The sequence below is a fragment of the Bacterioplanes sanyensis genome, assembly GCF_002237535.1.
Taxonomy (GTDB): domain Bacteria; phylum Pseudomonadota; class Gammaproteobacteria; order Pseudomonadales; family Oceanobacteraceae; genus Bacterioplanes; species Bacterioplanes sanyensis_A.
Genome location: NZ_CP022530.1, coordinates 3970257 through 3987047 on the forward strand (window position 1 = coordinate 3970257; position 16791 = coordinate 3987047).

Genomic DNA, 16791 nt, shown 5'->3' on the forward strand with positions numbered 1-16791 from the left:
ATTAAAAATGCGACATAAAAGATAATAAAAGCGGCCAAACAATGATTTCTATTATAACTTTATTCCAACAAGATATAACCAACATACCCACGAAAAGGCGACATCAGAAAGACAAAAAAGCGACTTATTAATCAATAGACATAAAAAAAGCAGCCGAAGCTGCTTTGAGTGAATGAGCAATGACACGATCAGCCACTGTTCATATGGCGCATGACACCATCCTCAGTCAGAGACTCCACCATGTCTATCGCCATCACACACTGACGTTGCTTTTCTGCCATTGATGCTTGCGCTATCTGCAGGCGATAAAAGCCCGGAACTCCTGATGGATCCATTGAGCTCACCGACACACCACAGCTCGATAGCTGCTCAGTCAGCAAAGATTGCTGTTCGTCGTTCGGCCACGCATCCGCCTCGGATGTCACTTTAACAATCCAACGACTTTCCATATTCGCAGCGCACGACAAACTGATCATGCCTCCTAACAGCAGCGATAAACACTTCACTCTTTTCATTGTTTCATTCCTTATAGCGCCTAGCACCTGTTTCGCTATGCTAGCTCAGTCGTCATTGAAACCAACAAACCATGCAGGCAGCTTACCCTAGCCTGCAGACATAAAAAAAGACCCGCCTAGGCGGGTCTTTTTCCGTTGCTGTTATTTCCAGCTAGCGATCATTTTAAGGTTGCTGTTCCAACCAATGGCCTTGAAGGTGACGGTCCACTCACCTTCTGCTGGCGCGCCAATGCTGCAGCTGCCTTTCGAGTAAGTGATATCCGCCGTACAAGAGCTGCCGTTGCTGTGTGATACCGTCAACTCACCGCGACCCAGTGCGAAGAATTGTGTTTTATCAACAGCCACTTCCAGAGCAGACATACCCGCTGGCACGGTCACCGTTGTTGACCATGTAGCGTAGAAGCCATTGGTAATGTTCTCGGTCACACTGCCTGGTTCACCCACTGGGTCATCGTCCAGAGAGCTCAGCGCTGCGTCGGCATCAACAATACCAGTACCGCAACCAACACAGTTATCCGTCATGGCTTTGGTGGTGTCCATCAAAGCTTGTTCCAGCTCATCTGGAGTGATGTCTGGTTTTTTCTCGTACATCAGTGCCGCAACACCAGCAACGTGCGGCGCAGCCATGGAGGTACCTTGTTTGGTCAGATAGGCGTCCGCCTCTGCACCCTGTTCGCCAGCATTATCCGTCGACAGCACACCATTTGGATCGTTAACGATGCTCCACTCCCCGCCTGGAGCAGTTACATCGACCGTGGTACCGGTATTGGAGTACCAAGCAGTGCCGGCATTAATGTTGTTTGCCGCGACGTTAATGACGCCATCACAGTTACCTGGCGTGAAATTGTCGGCGTTGCTCTGGCTGTTACCAGCCGCGACCACTACGGTAGTGCCTTTAGAGCGAGCAAAATTAATCGCTTGTTGGGTGATGTCGCCACAGGCGCCGCCGCCACCCAGGCTCATGTTAATGACTTGCGCAGGATGACGGTTGGCAGGAATACCTTCCACCGTGCCACCGGCAGCCCAAACGATACCGTCAGCAATGTCAGAGGTATAACCACCGCATTTGCCCAATACACGCACTGGAACCACTTTGGCATTAAAAGCGACACCGGCCACACCCACACCGTTATCCGTTACCGCTGCGACGGTACCGGCAACATGGGTGCCGTGCCAGGAGCTTGGGTAATCTTGCGGTGGATAATCATCGCCACACTCACCTTTGGCCATAAAATCGCCTGGATCGGTCGCATCACCATCGCGGCCATCGCCATCCACGGACACGAACTCATCTGAGATCATGTCGTAGCCCGGCAAAATATTGGCCATTAAATCTTCATGTGGCAGGTAGCCGGTATCCAGTACCGCGACAGTAACGCCGTCACCCGTCGCTTGCTGCCAAGCGGCTGGTAAATTAATGCCCGCTTGTTGATCAAAATAGTGCCACTGATCTGCGTAACGAGGGTCATTCGGCGTAAAGAACGCACGCATCATACGGTCTTCTTCAATCGACACGACTGCGTTGCTGTTACTAATTTCATCAATACGCTGTTGCAGCTGCTGTTCGTTGTCGGCAGACACAGTAATGACGTGATAATCCGCCATCATCATAGAGCGCTGATATTCGATGCCTTGCTGCTGCAGCAAACGCTGCTGTTCTGCCTGAACATTAAAGCCTTGCTCAGATAACGTACTCATTTGGTTGGCAGATGGGTACTTAACGATAAAACGCTTGCTTAGCTCTGCTTGGGCGCTAGCGCTCATCACCGCTAATGACAACAGTGACACTGCTAAAGCTGAGTTTTTTGTAATTGATTTGTTAGAACTCACGTTGAGCTTTCCTTCTCGTATGTCGTTGTGTGATCGCCTGAGCAATCGGCTCGGTAGTCAAGGTATCAACAAATGTCATCAAACTGTAATAGGGAAAAAAACAAATCCAGTGACAATGTCAGCATTTTTAATTCTTTTGCTTAGCATCTTCAGACGCCATTTGATGGAGCAACCAAATATGTCTCATTCAAATTTATTAGGAACAAAAAACAGCCTTCATTTTTGATCAATAAAAGAACAACCATCTCAAAATCATTACTGATAAAAAAATCATCAGTGATTATGTAGTCGAATTTTCAACCACTACCCATTCTTCTATGGACCACATCAAACCATCGAACTGCTATTGAGCAGATACTGTTCAATTGTGTGACCGAGATCTAAAAGCTAAGGTTTCCTATCCCACTGTTGCAGCACCGCTTTGACGCGAATCACAAAACGTTACAAACCCCCTCGACCCTTTTATTGCAGCCCCTACAATCGCCGCCAGTTTTCACCGTGGAGAAAAACCATGAGTCGTATCTGGCTTAGCATTCTAATAACAACCTTATTAACAGCATGTGGTGGCGGCTCATCTGGCAGCGACCGCTCGGGTGATACGGATCAGGACACCATTACTCAACCTGAACGCGGCAACGACTCAGGCGGTAGCGGCGCTGACAATTCCGGCTCAGACAATTCCGGCTCAGACAATTCCGGCTCAGACAATTCCGGCTCAGACAATTCCGGCTCAGACAATTCCGGCTCAGACAATTCCGGCTCAGACAATTCCGGCTCAGACAATTCCGGCTCAGACAATTCCGGCTCAGACAATTCCGGCTCAGACAATTCCGGCTCAGACAATTCCGGCTCAGATAACTCAGGCTCAGATAACTCAGGCTCAGATAACTCAGGCTCAGATAACTCCGGCTCAGATAACTCCGGCTCTGGTAACGACGACTCTGGTAACGACGACTCTGGTAACGACGACTCTGGTAACGACGACTCTGGTAACGACGACTCTGGTAACGACGACTCTGGTAACGACGACTCTGGTAACGACGACTCTGGTAACGACGACTCTGGTAACGACGACTCTGGTAACGACGACTCTGGCAACGACGACTCTGGTAACGACGACTCTGGTAACGACGACTCTGGTAACGACGACTCTGGTAACGACGACTCTGGTAACGACGACTCTGGTAACGACGACTCTGGTAACGACGATGGCAGTACGTTTAACGGCGTTGCCCACAGCTGGGACTGCAAAGCCGCCAGCCTGGATGCATTCAGTGATGAAGATTTTGCCGCTACCGTTGCTGCAGCAGAAAATCAATGCGTAAACGGTTTGTTCTCCCTGACCGGTCCACAAGCAGCAAAAACCTTCGCGCAGCCACGGATGGAAATCGTAGCCAAACACATTGCTGGCTCATCAAGCCCGAGCGAAGCCTCAGTATTATTTTTACGCGCTGGTCTTTACGTGCAGTACTACCACAAAAACGATGTGGGGGATTACACCCCAACGCTGCGCGAGGCTATTAAACAATCACTCAATAAACTATTAAGCGATACGCGCATCACTGGCAAGGCCGACAGTTTGCTCTCTGAATCCGTCACTTTGATTGATAGCTCAGGGTTAAATACACAATTTATTGAAAAAGTTATTCAGATATTAGAATTTTTCCCAAATTCAGACACAGACAGTCGCGATCGCAAAGTCGCCACTAACAATGTATTTACAGTGTTGTTCCGAGGCCACTATCAGGACGATTTTGTCAGCGATGTGAATAAAACCCAGGCGCTGTTGTCGGCACTGGTGACTTTCGTAAATCAGCAGCAAGCTCTGTTGCAAGGCGATGATGCTTATCTGGTCGAAAATGCTCTGCGTGAATACGCGCGTTTTCTTCAACACGATGCATTAAAACCTCAACTACGCACGCAAATTAAAACCTGGCTGCAGCAGCTGCCAGAGTTTGGCGGCGCTTGGTTGGCTCTGGCTAAGGTGGCCCAGTCCTACGACGACTGTCGCGAATACGGAATTTGTAACTTTCAGAAGAACCTAGAGCAAACCGTTTTAGCCATCCGCCACAGCTGTGCCAACGTCAGTGCCGACATTCGCGCACAGGCCTTAACACAACCGCAGCGGGTTGAGGTGTGTAATATCCTCGCGGACCAATCACAACGTTTTCATCAACTGTTTAACACCGGTCAACAGCCCGTCGCAGACGATTACAACGATCGTTTGGAAGTGGTGATTTTCGACAGCTCCAGTGATTACAAACGCTATGCGGGCCTGTTCTTTGATATCAGCACCGACAATGGCGGTATGTACCTGGAGGGCAATCCTGCCCAGCAGGGTAACCAAGCACGCTTTATTGCCTATCGTGCCGAGTGGCAGGACGACTTTACCGTATGGAACCTGCGCCACGAGTACACCCACTATTTGGATGGTCGTTACAACCTGTACGGCACCTTTACTCGTTCACAAGCCTTCCCCACCACTTGGTGGACAGAAGGCATGGCGGAATACGCCACGCACCTGGACAAAAATCCGGCCGCCATCGACAGCGCTAAACGCCAAAAAGTTGCCCTCAGCGAAGTGCTTCAAAATACCTACAGCGATGGCACAGAGCGTGTGTACCGTTGGGGGTACTTGGCCAGCTGGTACATGAAAACCGAGCAAGCAGCCCGTACATTACAATGGCTCACCGCCATGCGTGAAAACCGTTTTGAAGACTATCAACGTGACCTTGAACAATTAGGTAACGCCTACGACGCGTCATTTTCAACCTGGCTGGACCAGCGCATTGCGGAGCACGATCAAAATGGAGGCAATGACGATACAGATGGCGACCACGGCGACGATGGTCACAGTCCGCATGAAAACCAGTTGATTGCCGATGAACCGCGTCGCATCAGTACCACTGGCCAGAATTATTACTTCATTCTGGTGCCAGATAACGCCCGCCATCTGCGTATTTATACCCAAGGTGGCAGTGGTAACGTCACCCTATACAGCAGCACCGACACCTGGCCGACGGCGTCAAATCATCAGCAACAGGTTGACGGTCAGGGCACGTCATCCACCTTGTTTATTGACCAACCCCAAGCAGGTTATTTGTTCTTGCAGGTAGCCGGTGACTATCAGGACGTCGACATCAGCTTTAGTTTTAATCAAAGCCAAAGCGCCAGTCGCAGCTGGTAAGACAACCGCGGGGCCAAGCCCCGCTGTAATTTTTCGGCATAGTCGTTGCAGTTCAAATGAAGGAAGTGCCGCTGCACCAGTAGCGCTACACGAAGCAACCCAGTGCACAGGAGTGACCGTCATGTCGCATGAACTGGACGACTACTTGGATTTGGACGACTACCCAGACGATGGCGATGATGCCGTGGAAATGTGAAGGCGGCATTGCTCTCGAAAACGTCCAGGGGCGATGCCGCTCCAGCGTTTAAAAGCACGTTGAAAAGCCGCAGCCGAGCCAAAACCGAGCAAATACGCAATTTCTCCCAGGGTCAGGCTGGTATCGCGCACATAACTCATGGCGAGATTGCGGCGTGTGTCGTTCAATACTTGCTGGAAGTTGGTGTCCTCACTGCTCAGTCGGCGCCGCACCGTCCAAGGCGCCATATTTAACCGCTGCGATACCGCTTCCAGCGTCGGTGTTTGACCATTTAACAGTGGGCCAATGGCGCGCTCTACCTGCTCACGAAAACTCAGCCCTAAGCGCACTCGCTGCAATTCACGATCCGCCAAGCGCTTTAGCCCTTCATAGGTAGATGCACAACGATGCAGCGAAGGCAGCGACAATGCCCAATCATGCAGCACCACCGCATTGCGCGGCGCATCAAACACCACCTCCGCAGGAAAGGCCTGTTTGTAAAAATCGCCGTAAGCTGGGCGTGAAAATTCCACCTCGACGCGAGCGATTAAATCATTGCGTCCGGTCAGCCAGTGCAGCATGGCCGCCCAACCGGCCAGCACCGAGTCGACCACAAACAAGTTAAAGGCATTGTACGGGCTGATGGAATAAAAGTGCGCAATGCCCTGCCCTTGCTCAAGACTGAACTGCGAGCGACCGCGTGAATTAAAACTCGACAACAACTCGTACTCGGTCAAACAGCGACATGCGGTACGTACGTCACTGGCACTTTGCGCCAGCAAACCCGCCAACCCTAAATGCGATGCTGAGGTTAATTGCCCCATCACCAAACCGAGTTGTGGCGCCTGACATTGCTCAATCAGATCGTGCCCGAGGCGCATAAAGCGTGGGATACTGATGCGTGCATCCGCCGACGCCAGGCGCACCTGATCGAGTTGATATTGCGCCAACAGCGGAGCGGCATCAGCGCCCAACTGCTCTGCAGCGCGCACCATCAGCTCCACGTACGCCACCGAAATATCACCGAGCTTCATCATCAGGCATCAAAGTGGTTGTCGTTATCTGTGACTTCCGCCGGTTCTTGCAACGCATCGACGTCATTCAGGTCGCATAAAAATTGATACGCCAGCGATAACATCACCAGTGATATCAAGCTGGTGATGTAAATGCCAAAGCTGGCGAGATAGGACAAAACACCAACGCCACTGTCCAGCACCAGTAGCAACATAAAAGGCGAACCCAGCAACATCGGAATTAAAAACACCACCAGTACCAAGCGTGAGCCGTTGCCACGACTCAACTCCCAAGCCTGCTTCAGTGGGCTGTGCTGCCCTAATGCAATTGCTGGCAAAGTAATGGCCAAACGAGACATCACGTACAGAGCCAGCATCGCCGTCACCACGCCCACCAACAGTACAGCGTCTTTGCCCAGCAGGGCGATACCGATGCCGGCGATGGATATCGCCAACAAAACCACCACCAGGCCAATAACGATGGAGCGCAGCAAATAGCGCCATTCATCACGTCGAAAACCGTGCAAAGCGTTGGCGTGCCAACGGTCTTGCGGCAGTAAGGTAAAGCGGTGGCAGGCGGTCGCCATTAAAATACTGATAAACAGCGACGCCAACATAAATATCAGCTGGGACGGCTGAAACACCACAGCGTCCTCCACCACGGGATACATTGCTTGTGATAACCAATCGATGGCAGCCAGCAGTAGCAACACGGGTAAAAACATGCGCATCACTTGCGTGCGTTTTTGCCACAACAAAGATGCAGCGTCAGAGGTGATGTCCACCACGGGCAAGTCGGGTTTAAGGCCCAAAGGCGATGTCATGTTTGGCTCCTGATGGTTTTAAAAGCTCCATTGTCGGTCATTGTACGAGTCAGTCAACGCAGAGCCGGTGCTCAGCTAAATAAAACGCAATCAACGGCATAAAAAAACGGTGGCATGGCCACCGTTTTTTTCTTCATCAACCCGCCGGCGGTACATCACCATGGCGATCACGATGACGTTGACGCATACGCTCCGGACGCAACAAGAAGGTTGCCAGAGCAGGCAGCAAGATCAGCGCGCCCAACATGTTCCACAAGAACATAAAGGTCAGCAGCACACCCATGTCGGCCTGGAACTTAATCGGCGACAGCATCCAGGTGCCCACGCCTAAGGCCAGAGTAATGCCGGTAAAGCTCACCGCTTTGCCGGTAGACTTCAGCGTTTCCAGGAAAGCTTCCTGCATATTTTTGCCAGCGATGATCATCACCTCAAGGCGGTTATAAATATAGATGCCGTAGTCAACGCCAATCCCCACGCCCAGTGCAATCACCGGCAAAGTGGCCACTTTTACGCCAATGCCCAGGTAGGTCATCAAGGCTTGCGACAGAATGGATGTCAGCACCAGTGGAATAATGATACAGGCCACTGCAGTAAACGAGCGGAAGGTAATAAAACACAGTACAAACACCACCACGTAAACGAAGACCAGCATGGTGTTTTGCGCCTCGGCAATCACCTGATTGGTCGCAGCCTCGATGCCCGCATTACCCGATGCCAATTGGAAACGTACCGGTACGGAGTCGATTTCACCGTTGGCAATGGCTTGTTGAATTTGCGGAATGCGCATTTCAAAGTATTTTTGCTCGACGGTATCGTCGTATTGCGCTTTAAACTCTTCCACCGCCGCGACTGCGGTCTCTAGCGTTTCGGCTTTGTGGTCGTTCAAATACACAATCACCGGCGCCATCGAGCAATCCGGGTTGATCAAGCCGCTTGGCGCACGCTGAATCGACGTGTTCAAAATGGTTTGGTTACGCGACAGCGCTGACCAGTTCAGATTGCCCTCGTTCATCGCTTTGGTCACCAGTTTGGAAACGGTCACCAAGGATGTGGTCGACTGTACGCCAGGCACATTTTCCATATGCCACATAAAGCGATCGACGGCGTCCATTACTTTAAAGTCGTTGCACTGCTCTGGTGGCGTTTCCACCATCACCACCAACACGTCAGAGCTGGTGGAATAGTGCGACACCATAAAGTCGTTATCTAGGTTATAGCGAGAGTCAGCACGCAGCTCAGGGGCGCCTTTATCCAAGTCACCGATTTTTAAGTCTTGGCTGACAAAGAAACCCACCACCGCCATGGCAGCAGCGATAATAATCGGCAGCGGTGCCACTTTGCGATTAGCAAACTGAGACACCAGTCGCCACAACACTGGGTCTGAACGTTCGGTTTTTTCTGCGTGGCGCACACCGGCTTTACTAATGCCCAAATAAGACATCACGATCGGCAGCAATACCAGGTTGGTCACAATGATCATGGCCACACCCACAGACGCAGCAATAGCCAGCTCCTGGATCACACCGATATCAATAAACAGCAAGGTCAAAAAGCCGATGGCGTCGGACATCAATGCCAGCATGCCTGGCACATACAAACCGCGGAACGCTTGGCGCGCGGCTTGTTCGCGGTTAGCGCCTTTGCCGCTTTCGATGGCAATGCCATTAATGATTTGTACGCCGTGGCTGATGCCGATGGCAAACACCAAAAACGGCACCAAGACGGAATACAGGTCAATGGTAAAGCCCAGCAGCGCCAGCGCACCCAATTGCCACACCACCGCAATCAGCGATGCGATGATCGGCACCACCGTGCCTTTCGGGCAGCGTGAATACAGATACAACAACACGGCGGTGGCAATCATGGCGGCCAAGAAGAAAAACGCAATTTGGCCTGCACCATCGAGCAAATCACCGAGTTTTTTCGGTGTACCAGTGATGTAAATACGATATTGATCGCCGCCGAACTGATCGCGAATTTTCGCTTCCAAATCGTGCGAGAACTGCTGATAACTCAGTTTTTCGCCGGTTTCCGGGTCGTATTCCACCAGTGGCACGTCAATGATCGACGAGCGGAAATCGTTCGCCACTAAGCGGCCAACCTGACCGGACTTGAGTACATTTTGACGCACTTGTTCGAGGCTGTCGGCAGAACCGTCGTAGGTGCTTGGAATCACCGGGCCGCCTTGAAAGCCCTCTTCGGTCACTTCCGTCCAGCGCGTATTGGGTGTCCATAAGGACTGCATGCCAGAACGATCGACGCCGCGAACAAAAAAGACTTCGTCGTTAATTTTACTCAGTGTCTCCATGTAGTCTTTGGTGAAAATATCACCGTCGACGGCTTCCACGGCAATTTTCACATTGGCGACACCGCTTTTCATGTCGTCTTTGTGCACCAAGTAATTTTGAATGTATTGGTGATTCAGCGGGATGTATTTTTCAATGCTGGAGTCCAGCTTTACTTTGGTCAGGCCATAGGCAAATACCGCCGTCAGCGCCGCCAAAATAATCAGCACCAGAGTGCGATTTCCAAACAGAAAACGCTCTAGCATGGGCTCTGTTTCAGGAGACAGAATGTAGTGCTCTGGCTCAGAATTAAAATGATGCTTTTGTTCACTCATTGGTGCTTATTCTCCTGACGCCATACTGATTTGGGTGTTTAACAGCTCACCCTCGGCAGATAAGCGTTTGACACCGTCTTCACCCACAAGAATGAAGCCGCCCTCACTGGTTTGCGCGACACCGGCGTACGCCTTACGCCCTTCAATAATGATGGAACGGATGTTATTGCCCACCTTTTGCAACACGATGACGGAACCGCCATTACCGACCAATACGGTGTTATCGCGAGTGCTGACGCCGCCCAACAGGGTTTGCTCACTGCCGGTACTTAATTCAGTCCAGCTGATGCCATCGTCGCGGGAGTGGAATACATGGCCACGCAAGCCAAACAACCATTGCTCATCGTCACGCTGCACCAGACCAAATAGCGAGCCTTCATAAGGTGCCAGCATTGCACGCCAGTTACCGCCCAAATCGTCCGAGCGAATCAGCGTGCCGGCTTCACCGATTAACGTCAGTGCCGTGGCACCAACAGGCTCGATGGCATTGAGGTGCATGCGATCGGGATTCGGAATGCGAGCAGAGATGTCCTGCCAAGTCTGGCCGCCGTCAGCGGTGTAAAACGCCATGCCATAGGCACCCACGGCAAAACCGCGGCGTGCGTCGTAAAACCAGACATCTAAAAACGGTTTGGTGGAGCCAGTTTCCTGATCGTACAGTGCGTCATCCAAAGCGAAGGTGGCGTTTTCCAGCTGAATTTCCGCCTCTTCAATGGCGACGTCATCGCCTTGCTCTTCCGCGCTGGCCAACTGTGCTTCGCGCGTTGCTTTTAACTGCTTGGCCGCAGCGACAATGGCGTCGTTGGCACGAAAACCTTCAAACTGTTTAATCCAGCTAGCGCCACCATCGTTGCTGTGCAAAATGACGCCATCATGGCCAACGGCCCAGCCGTATTTGCCCGATGGAAAATGCACTGAGGTGAGCGTGACTTTGACCGGCACACGCGCCTGTTGCCAGCTTTGTCCGTGATCATCGGAGTAAATAATGTGGCCATGGGCCCCCACTGCGATAAGCCGTTGGTCGGCGCGCGTCACATCCAGCAGCAATTCCTGGTGCGCCAACTCGGTAGCCATGGCTGGGGTGGCAAGCGGGTCTTGCCAAGCACTGTGGGCCGTTGGTGCCAGCATAAGGCACAGCAGTAGGCCAATGGTGAAGCGCTGCCAAGGTGCCATGCGGGCACTCTGACGGCGCTGAACCAAATCAGAAAACATATAGAACTCCGTTATTATACTAATGTCGGAAGGCGGCTAGCATATCCCAACCTGGGTAGCTTGCCTAACCGCCTGATGTTACAGAATGTAAGAGGTCAATAGGCGAATCAGGCCCATGTTTACAGGCCTACCGCGGCTATGTAAACGCACCGAAAACACAAAATAGCGTTCATCTGGTGCGTTTGAGCCAATTATTAACGCCGTCCTCGCCTACGTAGTTCTGCGGGGGTGAAGTAACGCTCACCCGGGGGCTCCTGGCTGTAATCAATGGTGCCCTCTTCCTGGTTATCCAGACCTTGCAGATGGTAACGCCCGGCTTTTAAGTCGTGGAACACGTCCATCGTGGTCCAAGTCACTGGCATCTCGTAGTAGGTTTTGATGTAGGCCATGTTCACGCGCCACAGCTCATCCGCCGCGTCGTATTGATCAGCAACGGCAATGCCCCAGGTGTCCTCATCGAGGTAAAACACTCGCCGCTGATACACATGCCGCATGCCTTCCTTCAGCGTCGCTTCCACCACCCATACGCGGTGTTTTTCATAGCGAGTGAAATCTGGGTTGAGGTGGCCTGGCTGAATCAGGTCATCGTAACTGACGGTGTCTGCGCTCAAGCGATAGTTATTGTAAGGAATGTACAGCTCACGCTTACCCAGCAGCTTCCAGTTGTAGCGGTCTGGAGCGCCGTTAAACATGTCGGTGTCGTCGGCATAGCGCAAACCATCGGCAGCAGCAATGGGCGTGTCGTAAGCCAGGTTAGGCGCCCGGCGTACACGTCGTTGACCAGCGTTGTAGCCCCAGGCTTGGCGCGGTTCATCGACCTGGTTCAAGGTCTCATGCACCAACACCGCACCGCCAGCTAAGCGTGCCGGCGCTTTGGTAAACGACAGGTAGTAGAACAGAATATTGTCGAGATCTTCGATGGTGCGGTCGGTGCGATAGTAGTTAAATTCGACTTCTTGCTGCACCGTCACCAGTGAATAATCGCCGTCGCGATGCACCGCCAGCTCCGACGCACGGCGAGTCAGATAAATCCCGCGCCAGCGAGTAATGTGATTCCAAATCGCTTCCAGACCGTTTTGCGCAATCGGGAACGGTATGCCGCCGTAGGCATACAGCAGTGCGTTACCCTCACCACCGAGCTCGGCGCGAATGGCGTTTTTGTAGGTGTTTTCGTACACCCACTCAGGCGCCGCTGCGGTACGACGGGTTTGATAAATCGGCATGCGGAAGGTATCTGGATACTTGCGGAACATGGCCTGCTGGCCTTCCGTCAGATAATCCGCGTACTGCTTCATGTTGGAGGAGGTGATGGTAAACAGCGGTTCGTCTTGCGGGAACGGGTCTTGATGGTGCTGACCGGGCTTTTCATACCCCAAAGGTGGTAGCGTCAATCCACCACGCCACGGAGGAATGTCATTGCCATTGCCAGCGCGCTCGCCGCCAAGTGGCATGAGCTCCCCTTTCAGACGGTCGGCTTGTTTTACCGACACGGCTGCCCAACTGTGTGAAGCGAAGACAACCAACGCAAGGGCGCCAGCCGCGATCCAATTATTGTTCTTCATTATGCGACCTCTTTCTTCCGCTACAGCGGCTTGAACCTCGCAGCATAAAGAAAGTTGCGTTGTTGCTCAAACGGCAACGCAGTTATGTATGGGTGCCAACGTCTGCTGACGCTGACACCCAAGCGGTCACGACAGGCTTTTGCTCACCACTTCGTACACGTCTTTAGACAGGTCTTCTTGCGATTGAATACGCTCCAACTGCGCTCGCATTAACGCCGACAGCTCTGGAATCAAACGCTTCCAACGCGTCAGCGGAGTCAGCAAACGCGACGCCATCTGCGGGTTAATGCCATTCAGTTTGATGATGGCATCGGCCAACAGGGCATAACCACTGGCGTCACTCTGGTGGAACGACACCAACGCCTGGTTGGCGAACACACCCAAAACAGAGCGCACCTTGTTCGGGTTACGCCAGTCAAAGGCTTCGTGCTGCAGTAACTGCTCAATCGATGCCACCGTGGCGCGCCTGCTGGAACCGGCTTGTACCGACAACCACTGGTTAACCACCAGAGTGTCGTGCTGCCATTGCTGGTAGAAGCTGGCCAGTGCCGCGTCGGCTTGCTCGTCACTGCCGTAATTCACCAATGACAGCAGCGCAGCCATCTGATCGGTCATGTTATCGGCCTGCTCAAACTGAGCTTGGGCCGCGGTCACGCCGTCACTGCTCACCAATGCCCAATAGCTCAGCACCAGATTTTTCAGCGCACGCTGCGCCATCTGTTGCGGCTCTGGCTGGTACGCCACTGGCGATTGCAGTTGCTGGTAGCGCTCGGCCAGGTGAGGCAGCAGGGTATTGGCGATCGCCAAGCGCACGGTTTCACGCGCATGATGAATGGCAGCTGGGTCAACCGGGGCACTGAACTCGGCAACGTAAGATTCAGACGGCAAGTTCAGCAGATAGCTGAGCATGGATTTGTCCAGCTGATCGTCTTGCAGCAGTGACACCAGCGCCGTTTGTTCGGCATCGCTCAGGCTGAAGCTACCGCTGCGTGCCTGCTCAATCCAGTGCAGCATCAGCTTCTGACCGGCATCCCAACGATTGAAACCATCGGTATCGTGCTGCAGCAGGAACAACAGTTGCTCTGGGCTTTGCTGATACTCGAGCTTCACGGGCGCGCTGAAGTGGCGCAGCAGAGACAGCTCTGGGCGCTCGCTGACGTTGTGGAAAACAAAGGTCTGCTCTGCTTCACGCAAGTGCAGCACTTGGCTGCTGGCCGTCCAGGCCTCTGCTGGTTCTACTTGCACCGGCATGTCGTTGCCAGCAGCGTCCAACAGGCCTAGTGCCAGAGGAATCCACAGCGGTTGCTTATCCGTTTGCCCAGGAGTGTCTGGCGTGTGCTGACGCAAGGTTAAAGTCAGGGTCTGGGCGTCGGCGTCGTAGCTGCTAGCGGCCTCGACCACCGGCGTACCTGCCTGCTTGTACCACAGCTTAAACTGGCTCAGGTCGATGCCATTGGCGTCTTCCATCGCGGCGACAAACTCATGGATGGTAACCGCTTGGCCGTCATGACGATCAAAGTACAGGTCAGACCCTTTACGGAAGCCCTCTTCGCCCAACAAGCGGTGCAGCATGCCCACCACTTCGGCACCTTTTTCATAAATGGTGACGGTGTAGAAGTTAGAGATTTCGATAAACGAGTCTGGTTGTACCGGGTGTGCCATTGGACCGCCGTCTTCGGCAAACTGTACGGTACGCAGCATTTGCACGTCTTCCACCCGCTTCACCGTCGCCGAGTTCATATCGGCGGAGAAACCGGCATCGCGGAACACGGTGAAACCTTCTTTCAAGCTCAACTGGAACCAGTCCCGGCAGGTGACACGGTTGCCCGACCAGTTGTGGAAGTACTCGTGCGCCACAATGGCTTCGATGCGCAAATAGGTGCTGTCGGTGGCGGTGGCTGGGTTGGCCAATACACAAGAGGAGTTAAAGATATTGAGGCCTTTGTTCTCCATCGCGCCCATGTTGAAGTCGTCCACCGCGACGATCATAAACACGTCCAGATCGTATTCGCGGCCGTACACTTCCTCATCCCAACGCATCGAACGCTTCAGGGCGTCCATGGCGTACTCGGTTTTGTCGATGTTTTGTGGCTCGACGAAAATCTGCAGGGCCACTTCACGACCACTCATGGTGGTGAAGGTGTCTTCCAATACGCGCAAATCGCCCGCTACCAGGGCGAACAGGTAACAAGGTTTAGGGAATGGGTCGTGCCAGCTAACACGGCGGCGACCATCTTCCATCACACTGTCAGCAATCTTATTGCCGTTCGACAGCATCACCGGCCACTGACCATCCGCTGCGATGATGTGAGTGGTGAACTCAGACATGACGTCCGGGCGGTCGAGGTAGTAGCTAATGCGGCGGAAACCCTCGGCTTCACACTGTGTGCAGTACATGCCGCCACTGCGGTACAAGCCTTCCAGCGCGGTATTGTTCTGCGGGTAGATGCGGTTGCGAATGGTCAGCAGGTGTTGATCACCCAAGCCGCTGAGCGTCAGTGACTCATCGCCCACTTGGTATTGCTCGGCGCTGAGCGTATTGCCGTCGAGTGCCACCGACAGCAACTCCAACTCCTGACCATCGAGCGTCAGGCTGCCCGCTGCGTCTAGCTCGTCGTTGCGGCGAATACGCAATTGCGCCGTGACGTCGGTGTAGTCGTCAAACAGCTCAACGGTGAGCTCGGTGTGATCGATCCAGTAAGCCGGAGCGGTGTAGTCCTTCAAATATTTGGTATTCGGTTGTGCATCGCGCATGCGACTCTCCTTTATGTTCCGACGCTAACCGCCACGCGGTAAGCGCTAAATTTGCGTAAATTGATCACGCCAGTATCAAGGATTAAATACTGGCCTTTCATTCCCAGTAAGCGACCACTTACTTCAGGGGTCTTATCAAAGTTGTGGCTAACGACTTTGGTCGGGTATTGCTGCACCGGATAAGCCACCTGCCACACCGACTCCAGCAACCAATGCAGTTCATCTGGATACTGATCTTGCAGCGCTTGCAGTGGCTGCTGCAGCGTGTCACGCACCTCAGCCAAGACCGCCAGCAAATCGACCTCAGCGGCTTCGCCTTTGAGCAAAGCACGCCAATTGGTTTTGTCCGCAAGGCATTGGCGCAAGGTGTCTTCCAGCAATCCGGCCAGCCGCCGGTTAGCCGTGCGGGCAATCGCCAGCGCCTGACTGGCGCCTTGGTCCAGCCAGCGAGTCGGCACTTGCGTCGCCCGGGTAATGCCCACTTTGACGCCCGATGAGTTGGCCAGATAGACGATGTGATCGCGAAAACACACCTGCTGCGCCCATTGCTCATCGCGGCAGGTGCCCTGATGAAAGTGGCACGTTTCCGGCGCCATCATGCAGCGATCGCACTGCGCTAAAGAAATAAAACAGGGGTAGCAAAAGCCTTGTGAATAGCTTTTTTTTGTCGCTCGGCCACAATGCTGGCATTGAATCTGGCCTTGGTAAGACAACCGAATGGGCTCGCCCACATGCGGGTTCAAAGTCACCACAGGTTGATCGTCTAACACCAGAGAATACTGTGCTTCGCCGCCATCACCGACCTGGATCTGCAGCTTGGAAAGCTGACCTTCAAATGTGCCCATCAGTGCAGATTCAGAGGCTGCACATCGTCATCATCGGCTTTCGAGCTGCACTGCCCGCCGATAAAACCGACGCGCTGGTCAGCAGGCACCTGGTGAGTTTCTTCGTAGTAAATAACCGCCTGCATGCACAGTTCACGCTGGTCATCGACCAGTTTGCGGCCATCTGGCCAACGCCCGGTGGCGATGGCATTTTTTAGGTTTTCATACACCTCAGGGGTGAGGGATTGAATCAGCTGATCCAAAGTCATGTGCGT

At 53.1% G+C, this 16791-nt stretch carries 11 protein-coding genes; 1 reads left to right on the forward strand and 10 read right to left on the reverse strand.

Translation table 11 applies throughout. The features are described 5' to 3' along the window. Positions 1-188 precede the first annotated feature (188 nt). Positions 189-515, reverse strand: coding sequence for a hypothetical protein (locus CHH28_RS18250; RefSeq protein ID WP_094061655.1), 327 nt, complete (start codon positions 513-515; stop codon positions 189-191). 141 nt (positions 516-656) lie between these two features. Further along, positions 657-2345 carry a S8 family peptidase gene (locus CHH28_RS18255; RefSeq protein WP_199243943.1) on the reverse strand — a complete coding sequence of 563 codons (1689 nt, stop codon included), beginning with the start codon at positions 2343-2345 and terminating at the stop codon, positions 657-659. Positions 2346-2856: 511 nt separating this feature from the next. Here CHH28_RS18255 and CHH28_RS18260 point away from each other — a divergent pair. Then, positions 2857-5532, forward strand: a complete 2676-nt coding sequence (locus tag CHH28_RS18260) for a collagenase (protein WP_094061656.1) — start codon at positions 2857-2859, stop codon at positions 5530-5532. 159 nt (positions 5533-5691) lie between these two features. Here the strand turns inward: CHH28_RS18260 and CHH28_RS18265 are convergent, their stop codons facing one another. From CHH28_RS18265 to CHH28_RS18300, 8 genes are all read right to left on the reverse strand, one after another. Beyond that, the gene (locus tag CHH28_RS18265) at positions 5692-6744 is read right to left on the reverse strand and encodes an AraC family transcriptional regulator (protein ID WP_233243655.1); all 1053 of its coding nucleotides are present in this window, start codon (positions 6742-6744) and stop codon (positions 5692-5694) included. Next, positions 6744-7544, reverse strand: coding sequence for a hypothetical protein (locus CHH28_RS18270; RefSeq protein WP_094061657.1), 801 nt, complete (start codon positions 7542-7544; stop codon positions 6744-6746). The genes CHH28_RS18265 and CHH28_RS18270 overlap by 1 nt, the downstream gene beginning before the upstream one ends. Before the next feature lie 136 nt (positions 7545-7680). Then, the gene (locus tag CHH28_RS18275) at positions 7681-10164 is read right to left on the reverse strand and encodes an efflux RND transporter permease subunit (protein WP_094061658.1); all 2484 of its coding nucleotides are present in this window, start codon (positions 10162-10164) and stop codon (positions 7681-7683) included. Positions 10165-10170: 6 nt separating this feature from the next. After that, the gene (locus CHH28_RS18280; RefSeq protein ID WP_094061659.1) at positions 10171-11376 is read right to left on the reverse strand and encodes a WD40/YVTN/BNR-like repeat-containing protein; all 1206 of its coding nucleotides are present in this window, start codon (positions 11374-11376) and stop codon (positions 10171-10173) included. Between the two features lie 194 nt (positions 11377-11570). Further along, the gene (locus CHH28_RS18285) at positions 11571-12938 is read right to left on the reverse strand and encodes a DUF1329 domain-containing protein (protein WP_094061660.1); all 1368 of its coding nucleotides are present in this window, start codon (positions 12936-12938) and stop codon (positions 11571-11573) included. A 126-nt stretch (positions 12939-13064) separates the two neighbouring features. Next, on the reverse strand, positions 13065-15692 hold the full coding sequence (pepN, locus tag CHH28_RS18290) for an aminopeptidase N (RefSeq protein WP_094061661.1): 2628 nt from the start codon (positions 15690-15692) through the stop codon (positions 13065-13067). 11 nt (positions 15693-15703) lie between these two features. Beyond that, positions 15704-16537: a DUF2797 domain-containing protein gene (locus CHH28_RS18295; RefSeq protein WP_094061662.1), complete on the reverse strand. Its 834-nt coding sequence runs from the start codon at positions 16535-16537 to the stop codon at positions 15704-15706. Then, the gene (locus CHH28_RS18300) at positions 16537-16785 is read right to left on the reverse strand and encodes a YeaC family protein (protein WP_094061663.1); all 249 of its coding nucleotides are present in this window, start codon (positions 16783-16785) and stop codon (positions 16537-16539) included. The genes CHH28_RS18295 and CHH28_RS18300 overlap by 1 nt, the downstream gene beginning before the upstream one ends. Positions 16786-16791: the final 6 nt, after the last annotated feature.